The sequence below is a fragment of the Kitasatospora sp. NBC_01300 genome, from assembly GCF_041435235.1.
GTDB lineage: Bacteria > Actinomycetota > Actinomycetes > Streptomycetales > Streptomycetaceae > Kitasatospora.
Window position 1 is genome coordinate 1029196 of sequence record NZ_CP108408.1, and the last position, 17281, is coordinate 1046476.

The window sequence follows — 17281 nt, forward strand, 5'->3', positions numbered from 1 at the left end:
GCACGATCCCCCACCCACCCCCAGGACCGGGAGACCCTCATGCGAAGAATCTGGGCGGCACTGACCACGACGGCGATCACCGCGGCCGCACTCACCGGCTGCGGACTCGGCTCCAGCGAAAGCAAGAACAGCGACAGCGTGGCGAGTGCGGCCGCCACCGGCGAGGTCAAGGGCAAGGTCTCGATCCAGACCTGGGCGCTCAAGCCGAAGTTCACCGACTACATGCAGGGCGTCCTCGACGGCTTCAAGAAGAAGTACCCCGGCGTCGAGGTCGAGTGGCTCGACCAGCCCGGCGAGGGCTACTCCGACAAGGTGCTCAGCCAGGCCGCGGCCGGCGGCCTGCCCGACGTGGTCAACCTCCCGCCGGACTTCGCCTTCCCGCTGGCCAAGAAGGACCTCCTGCTGGACGTCCTCAAGGCCGACCCCAAGCTCGCCGACGAGTACGTCGCGGGCGGCGTCGAGGCCTACCGCTACACCGGCCTGAACGGCACTTTCGGCTACCCGTGGTACCTCAACACCGATGTGAACTACTGGAATTCGGAACTCCTGACGAAGAACGGGCTGGACCCGAAGAAGCTCCCCGCCAGCCTGGACGACCTGATCGCCCAGTCCCGGACGATGAAGGAGAAGTCCGGCGGCCAGACCTACCTGATGAGCCGCAAGCCGGGCCTCGGCGACCTCTACAACGCCGGCGTGAAGCTCATGTCCGACGACGGCAAGTCCTTCACCTTCAACACCCCCGAGGCCGCCGCGCTGCTCGACAAGTACCGCGACGCCTTCAAGGAGGGCCTGCTGCCCAAGGACGTGCTGACCAACACCTACGTCGGCAACTCCAAGCTCTTCAACGCGGGCACGGCGGCCTGGACCACCGGCGGCGGCAACTTCATCACCAGCCTCGCCACCGACAACCCGACGATGGCCCCGAAGATGGTCTCCTCCCCCACCATGGGCGTCCCGCCGCTGTACGTGCAGGGCCTGACCATCCCGAAGAACACCAAGAACCCGGCCGCCGCCGTCGCCCTCGCCCGCTGGGTCACCAGCGCCGAGAACCAGGCCGCGTTCTCCCACCTGACCAGCGTCTTCCCGTCCACCAAGGCCTCCGCGAACGACCCGTTCTTCAGCAAGAGCGACGGCACCAACGCCGGCGACGCCAAGGTGGTCGCCTTCGACTCGCTCGCCAAGGCCAAGCTGATCCAGCCCGTCCAGGTCGACGACGCCATGAGCACCATCGTCAACCAGCAGATCGCGCTGGCCATCAGCGGCGACGCGAGCTCCAAGCAGGCGCTCGACTCCGCCGTCGACCAGTGCAACAAGCTGCTCAAGGGCTAACGGCCACCGCCACCCCGACCGTACCGGTCAAGCGGCGGGCCACCCCCCGCCCGCCGCACCCGGGAATGACCCGCACCACCCCCAGGAAGGCAACGGCATGACCCACCGGCGTTGGTTCACCCCCTGGCTGCTCGCCGGGCCCGCGATACTCTGGCTGGCCGTCTTCAACCTCTGGCCGGCCGTCAACACGGTGATCCTGTCGTTCACCAGCGCCAAGCCCCTGGGCGGCGGGCAGTTCACCGGCCTGGAGAACTACGGGCGCCTGCTCGACGACGAACAGCTCGCCGACGCCCTGCTCAACAGCATCGTCTTCATGCTGGTCTGCCTGCCCCTGCTGACGATCCTGCCGCTGCTGCTCGCCCTGCTCGTCCAGCGCAAGATCCCCGGCATCACCTTCTTCCGCACCGCCTTCTACACCCCGGTCATCGCCTCCGCCGTCGTGGTGGCGCTGATCTGGGGCTGGGTGCTGGACGACCGCGGCCTGGTCAACGGCCTGCTCCAGCAGTCCGGGATGACCGATTCCCCGGTCGCCTTCCTCACCGACCGCTGGCTGCTGCTGTTCAGCGCGATCGCCCTGACCGTCTGGAAGGGCTTCGGCTACTACATGGTCATCTACCTGTCCGCCCTCGCCAACGTCCCGCGCGAACTGCACGAGGCGGCGGCCGTCGACGGCGCCAGCCCGATCCGCCGGTTCTGGCACGTCACCCTGCCCGGGGTGCGGCCGACCATGATGCTGGTCTCCGTCCTCATCTCGGTCAGCGCGCTGCGCGTCTTCTCCGAGCTGTACGTGCTCTCCCACGGCCAGGGCGGCCCGGGCGGGCGGGACATGTCGGTGGTGATGCTGATCCAGATGTACAGCCGCGGCTTCAACGGCCACCTCGGCTACGCCTCCGCGCTCAGCCTGATGCTGTTCGTCATCACCCTCGGCCCGATGCTGCTGCTGATGCGCCTGAACCGGAAGGCGGCCTGAACCCCGTGACCTCCCCCCGTTCGAAGGCCGCCCGCCGCGCTCAAGGCTCCCAGAGCTCCCAGAGCCCGCAGGGATTCCGGGGCTCCCGGGGCTTCAACACCCCCTCCCCCGCCCAGACCGCCGGCCGCTACCTGCTCCTGGTGCTCGTCCTGCTGCTGGTGGTCGGGCCGTTCCTGTGGCAGCTCTCCACCTCCCTCAAGGGTCCCAATGAGGACGTCTACACCAGCACCCCCAGCTTCATCCCCGAACAGCTGACCTTCGGCAACTACGGCAAGGTCGCCGAGACCATCCCGGTCTGGACCTACGCCCTCAACTCGCTGATCGTCGCCGCCATCTGCATCACCGGCAACGTGGTCGGCTGCACCCTGGCCGGCTACGCGCTCGCCCGGCTGCGCTTCCGCGGCGCCAAGCTCGTCCTCGGCCTCTTCCTCGCCACCCTGGTGCTCCCCGGCGAGGTCACCATCGTCTCCCAGTACGTGCTGGTGCGCGGCCTCGGTCTGGCCGACAGCCTGACCGGCGTCGCCCTGCCCGGCGCGATCGCCATGCTCAACGTGCTGCTGATGCGCACCGCCTTCGCCGCCGTCCCGCTCGAACTCGACCAGGCCGCGCTGGTCGACGGCGCCACCGTGTGGCAGCGCCTGTGGCACATCGGCCTGCCCAACGTGCGCGGCATGCTCAGCGTGATCGTCATCTTCACCTTCATCGGCGCCTGGGACGACTTCCTCTGGCCCCTGATCGTGCTCAACGACCCGCAGAAGTACACCCTCACCGTCGGACTCCAGTACCTCAACGGCACCTTCTCCGCGAACCCGCGGCTGATCGCGGCCGGCACCATGATCGCCTTCCTGCCGATCGTCGTGGTGTTCGGCGTCTGCCAGCGCTTCTTCTTCAAGGGCGTCGAGGAGGGAGCCGTCAAGGGTTAGGCCCGTCCGGCCGTGTCCGACGATTGCCGACCCCACCGCCCGTTCGCCCCACACCCGTTGAGGAATCACCCGCCCATGAGCACCCCCGCACCGCAGCGCCCCCGCTTCGGCGTCAACTACACGCCCAGCGCCGGATGGTTCCACCACTGGCTCGACTTCGACCTCGACGCCGTCCGCGCCGACTTCGACTCCATCGCCGCACTCGGCCTGGACCACGTCCGGGTCTTCCCGCTCTGGCCGCTGTTCCAGCCCAACCGCACCCTGATCCGCCCGCGCGCCGTCGAGCAGCTGGCGGCCCTGGTGGACGCGGCCGGCAAGCGCGGCCTGGACGTCGCGGTGGACGGCCTCCAGGGCCACCTGTCGAGCTTCGACTTCCTGCCCTCCTGGACGCAGACCTGGCACCGGCGGAACATCTTCACCGACCCCGAGGTCCTCGACGGCCAGGCCGCCTACCTGCGCACCCTCGCCGAGGCGCTGCACGAGCGGCCCAACTTCCTCGGCATGACGCTCGGCAACGAGATCAACCAGTTCTCCGGCGAGCCGCACCCCGACCCCGACCGGATCACCCCCGGGCAGGCCGACGCCTGGCTGCGCCGGATGCTCGACGCCTGCGAGCAGGGCGCGCCCGGCCGGATGCACCTGCACGCCTGCTACGACGCCGCCTGGTACCTGGACGAACACCCCTTCACCCCCTGGCACTCGGCCCGGATCGGCGCCGCCACCGCCGTGCACTCCTGGGTGTTCAACGGCACCGCCCAGCGCTACGGCGCCCACTCCACCGCCACCGCGCAGCACGCCGCCTACCTGGTCGAGCTCTCCAAGGCCTGGGCGGACGACCCGGCCCGCCCGGTCTGGCTGCAGGAGGTCGGCGCCCCCGCCCCGCACATCACCGCCGAGGACGCCGCCCGGTTCACCGGCGCCACCGTCGAGGCCGTGCTCGACTGCCCGGACGTGTGGGGCGTCACCTGGTGGTGCTCGCACGACGTCGACCGCTCGCTGGCCGACTTCCCCGAGCTGGAGTACAGCCTCGGCCTGCTCACCACCGACCGAGCGGTCAAGCCGGCCGGCGCCCGGCTGGCCGAGGCCGCCGCCGAGGCACGCCGCTCCTGGCAGCCGCCCGCGCCGCGCACCACCGCCGTGGTGGTGGCCACCGGGGACGAGGTGACCGCGCCCAAGCGCTCGGTCTGCGGGCCCGGCGGCGCCGTCTACGAGGCGTTCATGCGCCTCGCCGAGGCGGGCGCCCGCCCGACCACCGTCCTCGCCGAGCACGCCGAGGACCAGGCCCACCTGGCCGCGCGCGGGATCACCGAGGTGGTCCACCCGGACGACGTACCTTCTCCCTGACCCCTGTTGTCCCGACCTCACACACGCCCCTCAGTCACGCAACGGAGCCCGCTGACATGCACGATGACCGCACGCTGGTCGAGTCCCGCCTCAAGCGCGTCCTGGACGAGCGCATCCGCCCGGCCGTCTACCCCGAGTCCGTCCCGCTGGAGGTCGGCATCTGGACGGCACCCGGCGAGCCCGTCCCGGTCGCCGAGGGCCTGGCCGCGCCGCGCACCCCGATCGCGGTCGGCGACGCCTGGGGCGCGCCGTGGGGCACCAGCTGGATCACCGTGACCGGCACCGTGCCGCAGGCCTGGGCCGGGCGGACGGTCGAGGCGCTGATCGACCTCGGTTTCGACGCCAACATGCCCGGCTTCCAGTGCGAGGGCCTGGTCTACCGCCCGGACGGCACCCCGGTGAAGGGCCTCAACCCGCAGAACCAGTGGGTGCGCGTCGCCGCCCCCGCGGCCGGCGGCGAGCAGGTCCTGCTGCACGTCGAGGCGGCCTCCAACCCGGTCATCCTGGACTACCACCCCTTCCTGCCCACCGAGTTGGGCGACAAGGACACCGCCGGCGACCAGCCGCAGTACAAGCTGACCCGGATGGACCTCGCCGTCTTCGACGAGACGGTCTGGCAGCTGGTGATCGACCTGGAGGTGCTCGGCGAGCTGATGGCCGAGCTGCCGGTGGACGGCGCCCGCCGCTGGGACGTCCTGCGCGCGGTCGAGCGGGCGCTCGACGCGATCGACCTCCAGGACGTCAACGGCACGGCGGCCGCAGCCCGTTCGGAGCTCACCGACGTGCTGGCCGCGCCCGCCGTGCCGTCCGCGCACCGGATCAGTGCGATCGGCCACGCGCACATCGACTCGGCCTGGCTCTGGCCGCTGCGCGAGACCGTCCGCAAGGTGGCGCGCACCACCGCCAACATGACCGCGCTGCTGGAGGACGAGCCGGACTTCCTCTACACCATGTCCCAGGCGCAGCAGTTCGCCTGGATCAAGGAGCACCGCCCCGAGGTGTACGCCCGGGTGCAGAAGGCCGTGGCCGAGGGCCGGTTCGTCCCGGCCGGCGGCATGTGGGTCGAGTCCGACACCAACATGCCCAGCTCGGAGGCGATGGCCCGGCAGTTCGTGCACGGCAAGCGGTTCTTCCTGGACGAGTTCGGGGTGGAGAACCACGAGGCGTGGCTGCCCGACACCTTCGGCTTCACCGGCGGCCTGCCGCAGATCATCCGCAGCGCGGGCTCCAAGTGGCTGCTGACGCAGAAGATCTCGTGGAGCCAGATCAACAAGTTCCCGCACCACACCTTCCTCTGGGAGGGCATCGACGGGACGAGGATCTTCACCCACTTCCCGCCCGTGGACACCTACAACTGCTCCATGAAGGGCAGCGAGATCGCCCACGCGGCGAAGAACTTCAAGGACAAGGGAGTGGCCCGGCACTCGCTCGCCCCGACCGGCTGGGGCGACGGCGGCGGCGGCACCACCCGCGAGATGGTCGCCAAGGCGGGCCGGATGAAGGACCTGGAGGGCTCGGCCACCGTCCGCTGGGAGAAGCCCGCCGAGTTCTTCGCCAAGGCCGAGGCCGAGTACCCGAACCCGCCGGTCTGGGTCGGCGAGCTCTACCTTGAGCTGCACCGGGCCACCCTGACCAGCCAGGCGAAGACCAAGCAGGGCAACCGGCGCAGCGAGAACCTGCTGCGTGAGGCCGAACTCTGGTGCGCCACCGCCTCGTTGCGCACCGGCGCGGCCTACCCGTACGAGCAGCTGGACCGGATCTGGAAGACCGTCCTGCTGCACCAGTTCCACGACATCCTGCCCGGCTCCTCCATCGCCTGGGTGCACCGCGAGGCCGAGGCGACGTACGCGGCGCTGGCCGCCGAGCTGGACTCGCTGATCGACGGCGCCCAGCAGGCCCTGGCCGGGGACACCGCCGGCGGGCGCGAGCTGGTGTTCAACTCGGCGCCGCACCCGCGCTCGGCCGTCCCGGCCGGCGGGGCCGCCCCGGCCGGGTCCGGCGCGGGCGCCTGCGAGGTCGTCGAGCGGCCCGAGGGCGGCTTCCTGCTGCGCAACGGGCTGCTGGACGTGGTCGTGGACGCCGACGGCCTGGTGGCGTCGGTGGTCGAGGTGGCGAGCGGCCGGGAGACCGTCGCCCCCGGCACCCGGGCCAACCTGCTCCAGCTGCACCCGGACTTCCCCAACATGTGGGACGCCTGGGACGTCGACCAGTTCTACCGCAACACCGTCACCGACCTGACCGCCGTGGACGCGCTGACGGCGCTCTCCGCCCCCGACCAGGCCGCCGTCCGGGTGGCGCGCTCCTTCGGCTCGTCCACCGTCGTCCAGACGCTCACCCTGCGGGCGGGCGAGCAGCGGCTCGACATCGACACCGAGGTCGACTGGCACGAGACCGAGAAGTTCCTCAAGGCCGCGTTCCCGCTGGACGTGCACACCGAGCGGTACGCCGCCGAGACCCAGTTCGGCCACCTCTACCGGCCCACCCACACCAACACCAGCTGGGACGCCGCCAAGTTCGAGGCCTGCAACCACCGCTTCGTCCACCTCGACGAGCCCGGCTGGGGCGTCGCCCTCGTCACCGCCTCCACCTACGGCCACGACGTCACCCGCGCCGTGCGCGACACCGACGGCGGCACCACCACCACGGTCCGCTTCTCGCTGCTGCGCGCGCCCCGCTTCCCCGACCCGAAGACCGACCAGGGCCTGCACCGCTTCCGGCACGCCCTCGTCCCGGGTGCGGCGATCGGCGACGCCGTCCGCGAGGGCTACCGGATCGGCCTGCCCGAGCGGCGCGTCACCGGCAGCGCCGAGCAGGTCGCGCCGCTGGTGCGGCTGGACAACGACGCGCTGGTGGTCAGCGCGGTCAAGCTCGCCGACGACCGCAGCGGCGACCTGATCGTCCGGGTCTACGAGGCGGGCGGCGGCCGCGCCCGGGGCCTGCTCACCACCTCCTACCCGCTGGCCGGCGCCGTCCCCTGCGACCTGCTGGAGCGGCCCTGGGACGGCACCCGCGGCGAGGTGGCCGTGGAGGACGGCGCGGTGCGGCTGGCGCTGCGGCCGTTCGAGCTGGTCACGCTGCGCCTGAGCGCGGCGGGCTGAGCACGGCCGGCTGACGGGCGTGCGGGGCCCCGCTGTTCGGGGCCCCGCCGCCCGGGGCTGCATGCCGGGCCCCCGCTGTCCGGGGCCCGGCACGCCATATGCCGCGCCCCGCATGCCGCACTACGCTGATCGGCGCCCCGGCCCGCCCGCCGGGGCGCCACCCCCGCCCGAACCCGCCTGGAGTCCGCCGCGATGACCCTCACCCCGCCGCCCGCCGCCACCCCGCTGTTCGCCGCCGTGGACATCGGTGGCACCAAGATCGCCGGGGCGCTGGTCGACGGCCACGGACGGCTGCGGCACCGGCACCAACTGCCCACCCCGGCCCGGGAGCCGGGCGCGACCGTGCTCGCCGTCGTGCACGAGGTGCTGGACCGGCTCGCCGCCACCGCCGACTGGGCCGCCGTGACGGCCGTCGGGATCGGCAGCGCCGGCCCGGTCGACCTCGCCGCCGGCACCGTCAGCCCCGTCAACATCCCCGGCTGGCTCGACTTCCCGCTGGTCACCGAGGTCGCCGCGCACCCGGCGGTGGCCGCCCGGCGGCTGCCCGTCCGACTGGCCGGGGACGGCGTCGCGATGGCCGCCGCCGAGCACTGGCAGGGCGCCGCCCGGGACGCGGCCAACGCGCTGTGCCTGGTGGTGTCGACCGGGGTCGGCGCCGGGCTGGTGCTCGACGGCACCGTCCGCCCCGGGCCCAGCGGCAACGCCGGCCACCTCGGCCACATCAGCGTCGACCTGGACGGCGAGCCCTGCCCGTGCGGCTCGCGCGGCTGCCTGGAGGGCCTCGCCAGCGGCACCGCGATCGCCCGCCGGGCCCTCGCCGAGGGCTGGCGCCCGGCCGGGGAGGACCGCTCGGCCCGGGCCGTCGCCGTCGACGCCGAGGCGGGCGACCCGGTCGCGCTCGCCTCCTTCGACCGCGCCGCCCAGGCCCTCGCCGCCGGGATCGCCGCCACCGCGGCCCTGGTCGACCTCGACCGGGTGGTGGTCGGCGGCGGCGTCGCCACCGCCGGCGACGTCCTGTTCGCACCGCTCGCCCGCCACCTCGACCGCTACGCCACGCTGTCCTACATCCGCGGCCTCGACGTCCGCCGCGCCGAACTCGGCACCGATGCCGGGCTGATCGGCGCGGCCGCGCTCTGCCGCTGACCCGACCCCCTCGGAGGCCGCGCCATGTCGCTCCCGCCCTTCGCCCTGCTCCACAACCCGGTCCGCCCGTACGCGTGGGGCTCGCCCACCGCCATCCCCGCGCTGACCGGCACCGCGCCGACCGGCGCCCCGCAGGCCGAACTGTGGATGGGCGCACACCCGTCGGCGCCCTCCGAGCTGCTGGCTCCGGACGGCGCCGGCGGGCCGCAGCCGCTGGACGAGCTCATCCAGCGGTACCCGAACGCCATGCTCGGGCCGGACACCGTGGGGCGGTTCGGCCCGACGCTGCCGTTCCTGTTCAAGGTGCTGGCCGCCGACCGGGCGCTCTCCCTCCAGGTCCACCCGACCCGGACCCAGGCGGCCGCCGGGTACGCGGCCGAGGAGGCTCGCGGCGTCCCGCTCGACGCACCCGAGCGGGTCTTCAAGGATCCCGGGCACAAGCCCGAACTCATCTGCGCCCTGGGGGACTTCGAAGCACTGTGCGGCTTCCGCCCGGCCGCCGACACGGCCCGGCTGCTGGACGCGCTCGCCGTCCCGCTGCTCGCCCCCTGGGCGGACGACCTGCGCGCGCACCCCGCCGCCGAGGCCCTGCCCGCGCTGCTGCGCCGGGTCCTGGCCGAGGACCGGCCTACCCGGACCCAACTCAGCGACGTCACCAGGGCGTTGCACCGGCTCGCGGCCGAGGGCGGCCCGTTCGCCGAGGCCTGTGCCGGCTACGCCCGCGCCGCTGCGCAGTACCCCGGCGACCCGGGCCTGATCGCCGCGTTGCTGCTCAACCACGTCCGGCTCACGGCGGGCCAGGCCCTCTACCTGGACGCCGGGGTTCCGCACGCCTACCTCCGGGGCGTGGGCGTGGAGTTGATGGCCAACTCGGACAACGTGCTGCGTTGCGGGCTCACCCCCAAGCACGTCGACGTCGACGGCCTGCTGGCGGTCACGTCCTTCCGCACCGGTGAACCGCAGGTCCTCACGGCGCTCCCGGGCGACCGCTTCGAGGAGGAATTCCCCTCCCCTGCCGAGGAGTTCAGACTCTCCCGACTGCGCCCCGGTCCGGCCGCCGTCCGCGCCGAGCTGCCCACCCCGCAGATCCTGCTGTGCGTCGAGGGCCGCGCCCGACTGCACGCCCCCGGCTTCGCGGACCTCGACCTCCCCCGGGGCGCGTCCGTCTACCTGCGGCCGGGCGCCGGACCGGTCGAGCTGACCGGCCGGGGTGCGGAGCTGTTCCGGGCCACCACCGGCGCGCCGGCCCAGGCCGGCACCGGGTGGCCGAACAGCAGGTCGTAGCCGTCCGGGAGCTGCTCGACCACGCGGTCGACCAGTTCCCCCGGGGCCAGGTCGGCGAGGGTGCCGAGCACGGCCCCGATGTCCCACGGCCCGGTCGCCTCGGTCGCGCCGTCGATCCAGCCGACCACGCCGCGCACGAAGCGCTCGGCGGTCAGCGGTTCGGCGGCGGGCCCGGCATCGCGCAACAGCGGGGCGTACGCCTCGGGCAGGGCGTCGGCGAGCTCGGCCCGTTCGGCCCCGACCAGGTGCTCACCGAGCAGTGCGAGCACGACCCGGATGGCGTGCTCCGCCTCCGCCTCGCTCGGGTACTCCCCGCAGTCGACGACGCGGGCGCGGAAGTCCTCCGGGGAGATGGTCATCGCGTCCTCCTTCCGGTCGGCGGGGACCGGCTGCGCTCCGCCCGGAAGCCGGAGGCCGAGGGCCGCCGGCCCTCTCGCGGACGATCCCCGGCCCGGTGGCCCGGAGGCCCGGAGGCCCGGTGGCCCGGAGGCGGCGGACGGCTGGTGGCGGACGGCCCGTGGCGGACGGCTGGTGGCGGCCAGGTCCGGTCGGCTGCGCCGTCACGGTCCGTGACCGCCTGGGGTTCGCCGGTACCCGTGCTGCTCAGCGTACTGCGGTACGGCGGCACGGCGGCAGGGAGACCGGCCGGACGGATCGACGCCGTTGTCGATCACGCCGCCGGCCCGCGCCCTGCCCGGCGCGGGGCCACCAGGGGCCCGGGTGTCAGGCCACCGACGCCCGACACCGCCTGCGGGTGCGGTGCGGCAGAGCGGCGCCCGAGCGGGCCGCCACGCGCTGCGGCGGAGGCGCCGCGACCGGCGCGGCCGGTGCGGCCGGTGCGGTGGGCGCAGCGGGCACAGCCTGCGCGGCGGGGACCCGCACCTCGTCCGGCATAAACGCCTCGAGAAAACTGCGCTCGTTCGAACTGAGTTTGCGCGAGCGGCCGGATTCACGGTCCCGTGCGACCACCACGGTCCTGGCCCGCATAAAGGTGAGCGGGGCACGGCAGACATCCACCACGATATGCGTGGAACTCCGCCCGATCCGTTCAACCGTCAACTGCACCGACAAGGGCTCGGGCCGGTGGTACAACTGCTCCAGGAAATCGATCTCGTGCCGCGCGATAATGAATCCGGACGGGAACAGGGCGTCCCGGACGGCGGTCTCGTGGTGGCAGAACATGTCGTAAATCCCCTCCTGGACGTAGCCGACCAGCCGGGCGTTGTTGATGTGCCCGTTCTCGTCGACGTCGCTCCACCGGGTGGGGCAGGACAGCACGTGCACGCCCGGGTGCAGCGCGCTCACTGCTGCGTCAGCCCGGCGCCGGTCGCGGCGGGGAGCAGTGCCCGGCGCAACCTCGCGTAGTAACCGGACTGTTCCGCCGCCATCCGGGCCGCCGTCCAACCCTCCTCGGCCGCTTCCGCGGCGACCTGGACGACCAGGCTGTCGAGCACCGCGTCGACCGACCGGCAGAGTTCGGCGACCGCCGCGAGGCGCTCGGTGACATCGGCGCCGACGGCCGCGCCCCGGGCCGGGAAAGCGGCCAGCGATTCCGCCGCGAGTTGCAGGTCGTCGACGGTGTCCGGCATTTTCTCCGGCATGTTGTCCGGCATCAAATTCGACATGTTTTTCTCCATGACTCATTCCGGCCATTACGGCCCGGTAGCTGGTGTTCGAATACACCGAATCGGTGTCGGCCCCCCGACGCCTTCGACGCTATCCCAGCCGACACGGTCGACGGATGGTTTACGGACGGCGACGGGAAACTCACTTCTATTGGAGTAGTTTGCCGGGGTACACAATATGCCCCATCATCCGAATGCCGTCGGCAGAACGGGTGGCATCGCCGACCCGAGCCCCGAAACCGGCACCTGCACGTCGCGGATCTGCTACCAGCCTCCCCACCACCTCGCCTTGTAGAGGTGCGTCCCGCGCAGCATCCGCGTCCCGTCCGGCCGGTGCAGGGTGATCACCGAGGTGCACCAGGAGCACGGCCCGCTGTGGTCGGGGGCCACGGTCAGCAGCCGTCCGGTGCCGGGCTCGTCCCCGACGCTCTTCACGTCCCGGACGGCTTTGGGGTCGTCCAGCCGCACGGCGGCGAAGCGGTCGGCCGCCGGGTCGTACCGCCACAGGCCGGTCAGCGTGCTCACCCAGAACCGCCCGGGCTCGGCCAGCACCGGCGCGAGGTCGTGCCCGCCGTGGTCGGGCAGCGGCGTCGAGCGGACGGCGGTCAGGGTGGGCGCCGCCGGGGTGCCGCCCACCCGCAGCGCGGTCAGCACGTCGTCGCCGAGCACCCAGAGCAGGCCCGTCCGGCCGTCCCAGTGCACGCCGTGCGCACCCGGCAGCGGGTAGCCGGCGTGGGCGGTGGCACGCGGCCCCTGCGAGGCCGCGTACAGCCGCACCCACCCGCCGCCGCTCGCCGCGACCGCGACGTTGCCGTCCGGCAGCAGCTCGATGCTGTGCGGATTGGCCGCCCCGCCCAGGTCCGCCGCCCAGCGGGTCGCGCCGGTGGTGGTGTCCACGACGGCGGCCAGGCCGCCGGAGGCGGTGGTCAGCAGGTAGCGCCGGCCCTGCCGCACCCGGCTCTTCGCCTCGTCCGGATTCGTCCAGCTCCGCGCGGGCGTCAGGTCCGCGAGCCCGGCCGCCCGGTCGGCGCTCCAGCCCCACACGACCGGCAGCCGCCCCGGGCCCCGGTAGGCCATCAGCTCCTCGGCGCTCTGCAGCACCAGGACGCTACGGGACTCCTGGTCCACCACCACGACCGCCCACCCGGGCGACCTGGCCTGCGCGCCGGTCGCCGGCACGCAGAACAGCAGGACGCACAGGGCGCACACGGCCACCAGCGTTCTCCTCAGCACGCCCCCACCGTGCTTGCTCCCTGGCGGCTTTGCACGGCGGAGCGTCCGAACGGCCGTGGCGCGTACGGTGGCGGATCCGCGCCCCGGATTCGCCACCGTGTTCGCCACCGCCCGGACCCGCCCGGACCCGCGCGGCCGCGTTCACTACCTCCCGGAGACGACGTCCGCGACGCGGGCGATCGGCGAGGTGGTGGCCCGTCCGCCCGCCTCCTGGCGGTCCGCCGCGTGGTAGGCCGCGTACATCGCGTGCACCCCGATCCAGCGCAGCGGCTCGGGCTCCCAGCCGCGCACGGTGTGGCCCACCCAGGGCAGCCCGGTCAATCCGGTGTCCCGGCCGAGGACCAGGTCACGCAGGGTCCGGCCCGCCAGGTTCGTCGTGGTCACCCCGCTGCCGACGTACCCGCCGGCCCAGCCGAGGCCACTCGCACGGTCCAGCTCCACCGTGGCGCACCAGTCCCGGGGCACGCCGAGCACGCCCGCCCAGGCGTGGTCGATCCGGGCGCTCGCGGCCGCCGGGAAGAAGCGGTTCAGGATCTGCCGGAGCTGGCGCACGGTCTCCACCTGGGTGCCGCCGTCCGCGTCCGTCCGCGAGCCGAACCGGTACGGCACGCCCCGGCCGCCCAGCGCGATCCGGTCGTCCGCGGTGCGCTGCGCGTACATGTAGGCGTGCGCGAAGTCGCCCAGCACCTCGCGGCCCTGCCAGCCCGCTTCCGCCCAGAAGGCGGGCGGCAGCGGCTCGGTGGCGATCATCGCCGAGTTCATCGGCAGCCAGGTCCGCCGCTCGCCGCGCAGGCCGGCCGTGAACCCCTCGGTGGCGCGCAGCACGTACTCGGCGGTCACCGTGCCCTGCGGCGTCACCGCGCGCGGCCGGGCGTACGCGGTGCCCGGCAGGATCGCCGTCACCGCCGTCCCCTCGTGCACCGCCACCCCGAGCTCCCGCACCACCCGCGCCAACCCGCGTACCAACTCTGCTGGTTGGATCCGCGCACCGTGCGGCGTCCAGGTGCCGCCGAGGGTGCCCGCGACGGCGATCCGGTCGGCGGCCTCCTTCGCGCCCAGCAGCTCGACGCGGCCCTCGCCGTACGCCCGCTCGGCGGCGGCGAAAGCCTTGAGCCTCTCCAACTGGGCCATGTTCCTGGCGACTTCGAGCACCCCGCCACGCACGATGTGCGCGTCGATCCGCTCGGCGGCGGCGACGTCCACGACCTCCCCGACCGCCTCGTCCATCGCCCGCTGCATCGCCGCCGCCGCGCCCGGGCCGTACCGCTTCGCGAACGCGCCCCGGCCCGCGAACCCGTTGTACAGCCACCCGCCGTTGCGCCCCGAGGAGCCGTAGCCGCAGAACCGGCGCTCCAGCACCGCGATCCGCAGCGACGGCTCCGCCTTCTTCAGGTAGTACGCCGTCCACAGCCCGGTGTACCCGCCGCCGACGATGCACACGTCGACGTCCGCGCTCCCGGGCAACGCCGGCCCCGGCTCCGGCAGCCCGCTCGCCGCGTACCAGAACGACACCTCGCCGTTGACCGCCACCAGAACCTCCCACACCCGTCGCCGACCTGCCCGGACGCTACGCCGCACCGGTCCCGCCGGACCACCCCCACACTGCCAAGATCCCCCCGCCCGGCCAGCCACCCTGTCAGACCGCCAACAGCTCCAGCACCCGCGTCCAGCCGTACGCCCCCGGGACATCCCACCCGTACGACTCGCAAAGGATCAGCATCATCACCCCGGCCACGGAGACCCCACACGCCAGCCACACCCCCGCCGGCTCGGCGCATTCGTCCTCGCCCCTCACGGCCGCCCTACCACCAGATCCGCATGCACGACCTTCCCGAACGGCTCCACCACGGCTCCCCAACGCCCCTTCGTCAACTTGTGCACCAACGCCAGCCCCCGGTGGCACTCCTCGTCCTCCCCCGCAACCATCAGCACCGGCAACGCCCCGGACCCGTCCCGCACCGCGACCCTCACCGTCCGATCGGTGATCCGCCGGATGGTGACCGTCATCCGCGTCAGACACCCGGTCTTGGCCGCATTCGCCACCAACTCACTGACGATCAACTCTCCATCGTCGACCAGTTCCGGCAGCTCCCACTCCGCCAACTTCCCCCGAACCATCCGCCGGGCCGCAGCAGCCGACTCCGGCAGGTACGGAAGCATCACGGTCGCAGGCAAGGGAACCGCACCAACGGCTCCAGCACGGGTATCCGCCGCCACCACCGAAAGTCGCCTTGCTGCAGTCGCGTTCTCCACCTCGACGGGTCGAGTCATCGCCGGTCGCTCCTCAACGCGCTCGGGGTGGCCTCGCCAGGCCCAGGCCACCCACCTGGCCGCCCGTTCCTTCCCCGGGGATGGCCCGGCCTCGGCGGCTCGCAATCACCCAACCCTCTTCGGAATCACGCACAGGACTCCGATCCAGTGACTCCAAGTCGGAGTCACCACACTCTCCGTGGCCGTACGATCTGTTCACGCATTCAGGGGAGCCATCGGTGGACCGTCAGCCAGACCCTCGTCAGGTCGTTGCGGGGTTGCTCGACAACGAGCGGCTCTTGTCAGCATGCGCGGCGCGCGACATGGGAGCCGTCTTCCGGCTTCTCAACTCCCGTGGTGTCAGTACCCGTCGTCTCGCCGCGGCCGCGGAGATCACCCAAGGCCGACTCTATGACTACATGAATGGCAAGACCCGAGTCGAAAAGCTCGCACTGTTCGAGCAGATCGCCGACGCCCTCCACATCCCCGGTCATCTGCTCGGTCTCGCCCGACGGCCGTGGGAGCCACCCACACCCCTGTCCACGCCGCCGGGCCCGGACGTTCCGGGCCCGGCGGCGAACGACGACGACCTCGCCGCCATGGAGGCGTTCCGCACCGCCGACCGGCAGACCGGCGGCGGGCGTTTGTACGCCGCGGTCGTCCGTCACCTGTCCGCGAGCGTGGCTCCCCGGCTGGTGGACATCGGCAGCAGCCCACACGTCTTCGCTGCCGCAGCCGCACTCACCGAGATGGCCGGTTGGATGGCGCACGACTCGGGTCGTGACTGTGCCGCCGCCAGCCACTTCGCCCGCGCGTTCCCGCTCGCGCAGGCCGCCGGCGACCTTCCGCTCGCCGCACACATCGCCGCGAGCACAAGCCACCTCGCGCTCCATCGCAACGATCCGACGCAGGCCACTCACTGGGCCACGGTCGGCATCGATCTGGCTCGGCACGGCCCATGCCTGCCGAGCCTCACAGCGCGGCTGCACACCATGCTCGCCCGCGCGCTCGCAGCCTCCGACCAGTTCGGTACAGCGATTCGATCGCTCGACCTCGCCCACGCAGCACTCGCGGTCGCGGCCGACAAGTCGCATCCCTGGCTGAGCCCGTTCGACCAAGCGACGCTGGCCAGCGAGTCCGCCTTGGCCTTCGCCGACCTCGGCCGCCACTCCGACGCCCTCCGGCACGGCGAACAGGCCGTGGCCCTCCGCGAGGAAGGTCGCGCGCGTTCGCTGGCCTTCAGCCGCATCACCCTCGCCCGCCTCCATGCCCAACACGGTGACCTCGACGCTGCCGTCGCCGTCGGAGCCGAGCTTCTCTCCACCAGCCCCACCCTCGGATCCGTCCGCGTCGTCCGGCAACTGGACGGCCTGGGTGATCTCCTGGGAACGCACCGGGAGTACGGCCCGGTGCGTGAATACCTGGCACGATTCGACGAGGCGAGCAGAATCCGGCTCTTGCTACTCGCCGACATCATCCCGTCACCTCGGGGAGGTTCATCGTGAGGCCCGCACCCACCGACACCGAAGCCTGGAACGCCTACCTCTCCGAAGGCAACGCGCGGCAGGCCCGCAAGCGTGTCTCGGCCGACGTCATCCTGCGAGACGTGAGCGGCCGCCTCCTGACCGTCAACCCGACCTACAAGGACGGTTGGGACCTGCCGGGCGGCATGGTCGAGGCCAACGAACCACCTGACCGGGCTGCCGCGCGGGAGCTGCGGGAGGAGCTGGGCCTCGACATCACCGTCGGCGCCCTTCTCGTCGTGGACTGGGTGGCACCGCACGGGCCCTGGGACGACCAGATCGCGTTTATCTTCGACGCCGGAACCCTCGCCCCCGCCCTTGCCGCCGACGTCCGCCCCCATGACGACGAACTCTCCGAAGCGCTCTTCCTCCCAGCGCCCGAGGTGGCCGCCCGGCTGCGGGCGCGCCAGCGCACCCGCCTCCAAGCCGCACTCCGCGCACTCGCCGACAGCCGCACCCGCTACCTGCGGGACGGGGAGGAGCCGTGGCAGCTCTGACCGGCCGTCGAGGGGATGCGGACACGACCGATGACAACCCGACATCTTCGAGGCGATCGAGC

At 72.7% G+C, this 17281-nt stretch carries 15 protein-coding genes; 9 read left to right on the plus strand and 6 right to left on the minus strand.

Translation table 11 applies throughout. The annotated features are described in order from the left end of the window. Positions 1–39 precede the first annotated feature (39 nt). The 7 genes from OG556_RS04350 to manA all read left to right on the plus strand — a co-directional run bounded on the left by OG556_RS04350 (position 40) and on the right by manA (position 10091). Positions 40–1329: an ABC transporter substrate-binding protein gene (locus tag OG556_RS04350; protein WP_371515944.1), complete on the plus strand. Its 1290-nt coding sequence runs from the start codon at positions 40–42 to the stop codon at positions 1327–1329. 97 nt (positions 1330–1426) lie between these two features. Then, positions 1427–2299, plus strand: coding sequence for a carbohydrate ABC transporter permease (locus OG556_RS04355; RefSeq protein WP_371515945.1), 873 nt, complete (start codon positions 1427–1429; stop codon positions 2297–2299). Between the two features lie 5 nt (positions 2300–2304). Further along, positions 2305–3222 carry a carbohydrate ABC transporter permease gene (locus tag OG556_RS04360; RefSeq protein WP_371515946.1) on the plus strand — a complete coding sequence of 306 codons (918 nt, stop codon included), beginning with the start codon at positions 2305–2307 and terminating at the stop codon, positions 3220–3222. A 75-nt stretch (positions 3223–3297) separates the two neighbouring features. Continuing rightward, positions 3298–4566, plus strand: coding sequence for a glycosyl hydrolase (locus OG556_RS04365; RefSeq protein ID WP_371515947.1), 1269 nt, complete (start codon positions 3298–3300; stop codon positions 4564–4566). A gap of 56 nt (positions 4567–4622) precedes the next feature. Then, positions 4623–7664 (plus strand): alpha-mannosidase, encoded by a 3042-nt coding sequence (locus tag OG556_RS04370; RefSeq protein ID WP_371515948.1) that lies wholly within the window; start codon positions 4623–4625, stop codon positions 7662–7664. A 192-nt stretch (positions 7665–7856) separates the two neighbouring features. Further along, the gene (locus tag OG556_RS04375) at positions 7857–8807 is read left to right on the plus strand and encodes an ROK family protein (RefSeq protein ID WP_371515949.1); all 951 of its coding nucleotides are present in this window, start codon (positions 7857–7859) and stop codon (positions 8805–8807) included. Positions 8808–8831: 24 nt separating this feature from the next. Then, positions 8832–10091: a mannose-6-phosphate isomerase, class I gene (gene manA / locus OG556_RS04380; RefSeq protein ID WP_371515950.1), complete on the plus strand. Its 1260-nt coding sequence runs from the start codon at positions 8832–8834 to the stop codon at positions 10089–10091. On the opposite strand, the gene OG556_RS04385 is transcribed toward manA, so the two are convergent. The 6 genes from OG556_RS04385 to OG556_RS04410 form a co-directional block, all read right to left on the minus strand. Next, complete coding sequence (locus OG556_RS04385) at positions 9974–10450, minus strand: DUF2267 domain-containing protein (protein WP_079135401.1); 477 nt, start codon at positions 10448–10450, stop codon at positions 9974–9976. The genes manA and OG556_RS04385 overlap by 118 nt on opposite strands. Positions 10451–10814: 364 nt before the next feature. Then, complete coding sequence (locus OG556_RS04390) at positions 10815–11396, minus strand: acyl-CoA thioesterase (protein ID WP_371515951.1); 582 nt, start codon at positions 11394–11396, stop codon at positions 10815–10817. Further along, positions 11393–11716, minus strand: a complete 324-nt coding sequence (locus OG556_RS04395) for a hypothetical protein (protein WP_371515952.1) — start codon at positions 11714–11716, stop codon at positions 11393–11395. The genes OG556_RS04390 and OG556_RS04395 overlap by 4 nt, the downstream gene beginning before the upstream one ends. 264 nt (positions 11717–11980) lie before the next feature. Then, positions 11981–12949 carry a DUF6528 family protein gene (locus OG556_RS04400; RefSeq protein ID WP_371515953.1) on the minus strand — a complete coding sequence of 323 codons (969 nt, stop codon included), beginning with the start codon at positions 12947–12949 and terminating at the stop codon, positions 11981–11983. 144 nt (positions 12950–13093) lie between these two features. Continuing rightward, complete coding sequence (locus tag OG556_RS04405; protein WP_371522562.1) at positions 13094–14482, minus strand: NAD(P)/FAD-dependent oxidoreductase; 1389 nt, start codon at positions 14480–14482, stop codon at positions 13094–13096. 258 nt (positions 14483–14740) lie between these two features. After that, the gene (locus OG556_RS04410; protein WP_371515954.1) at positions 14741–15220 is read right to left on the minus strand and encodes an ATP-binding protein; all 480 of its coding nucleotides are present in this window, start codon (positions 15218–15220) and stop codon (positions 14741–14743) included. Positions 15221–15477: 257 nt separating this feature from the next. Between OG556_RS04410 and OG556_RS04415 the strand changes: the two genes are divergently transcribed. Next, positions 15478–16704, plus strand: a complete 1227-nt coding sequence (locus OG556_RS04415) for a helix-turn-helix transcriptional regulator (protein WP_371515955.1) — start codon at positions 15478–15480, stop codon at positions 16702–16704. Next, complete coding sequence (locus OG556_RS04420) at positions 16701–17219, plus strand: NUDIX domain-containing protein (protein ID WP_371515956.1); 519 nt, start codon at positions 16701–16703, stop codon at positions 17217–17219. Before OG556_RS04415 ends, OG556_RS04420 begins: the two co-directional genes overlap by 4 nt. Positions 17220–17281: the final 62 nt, after the last annotated feature.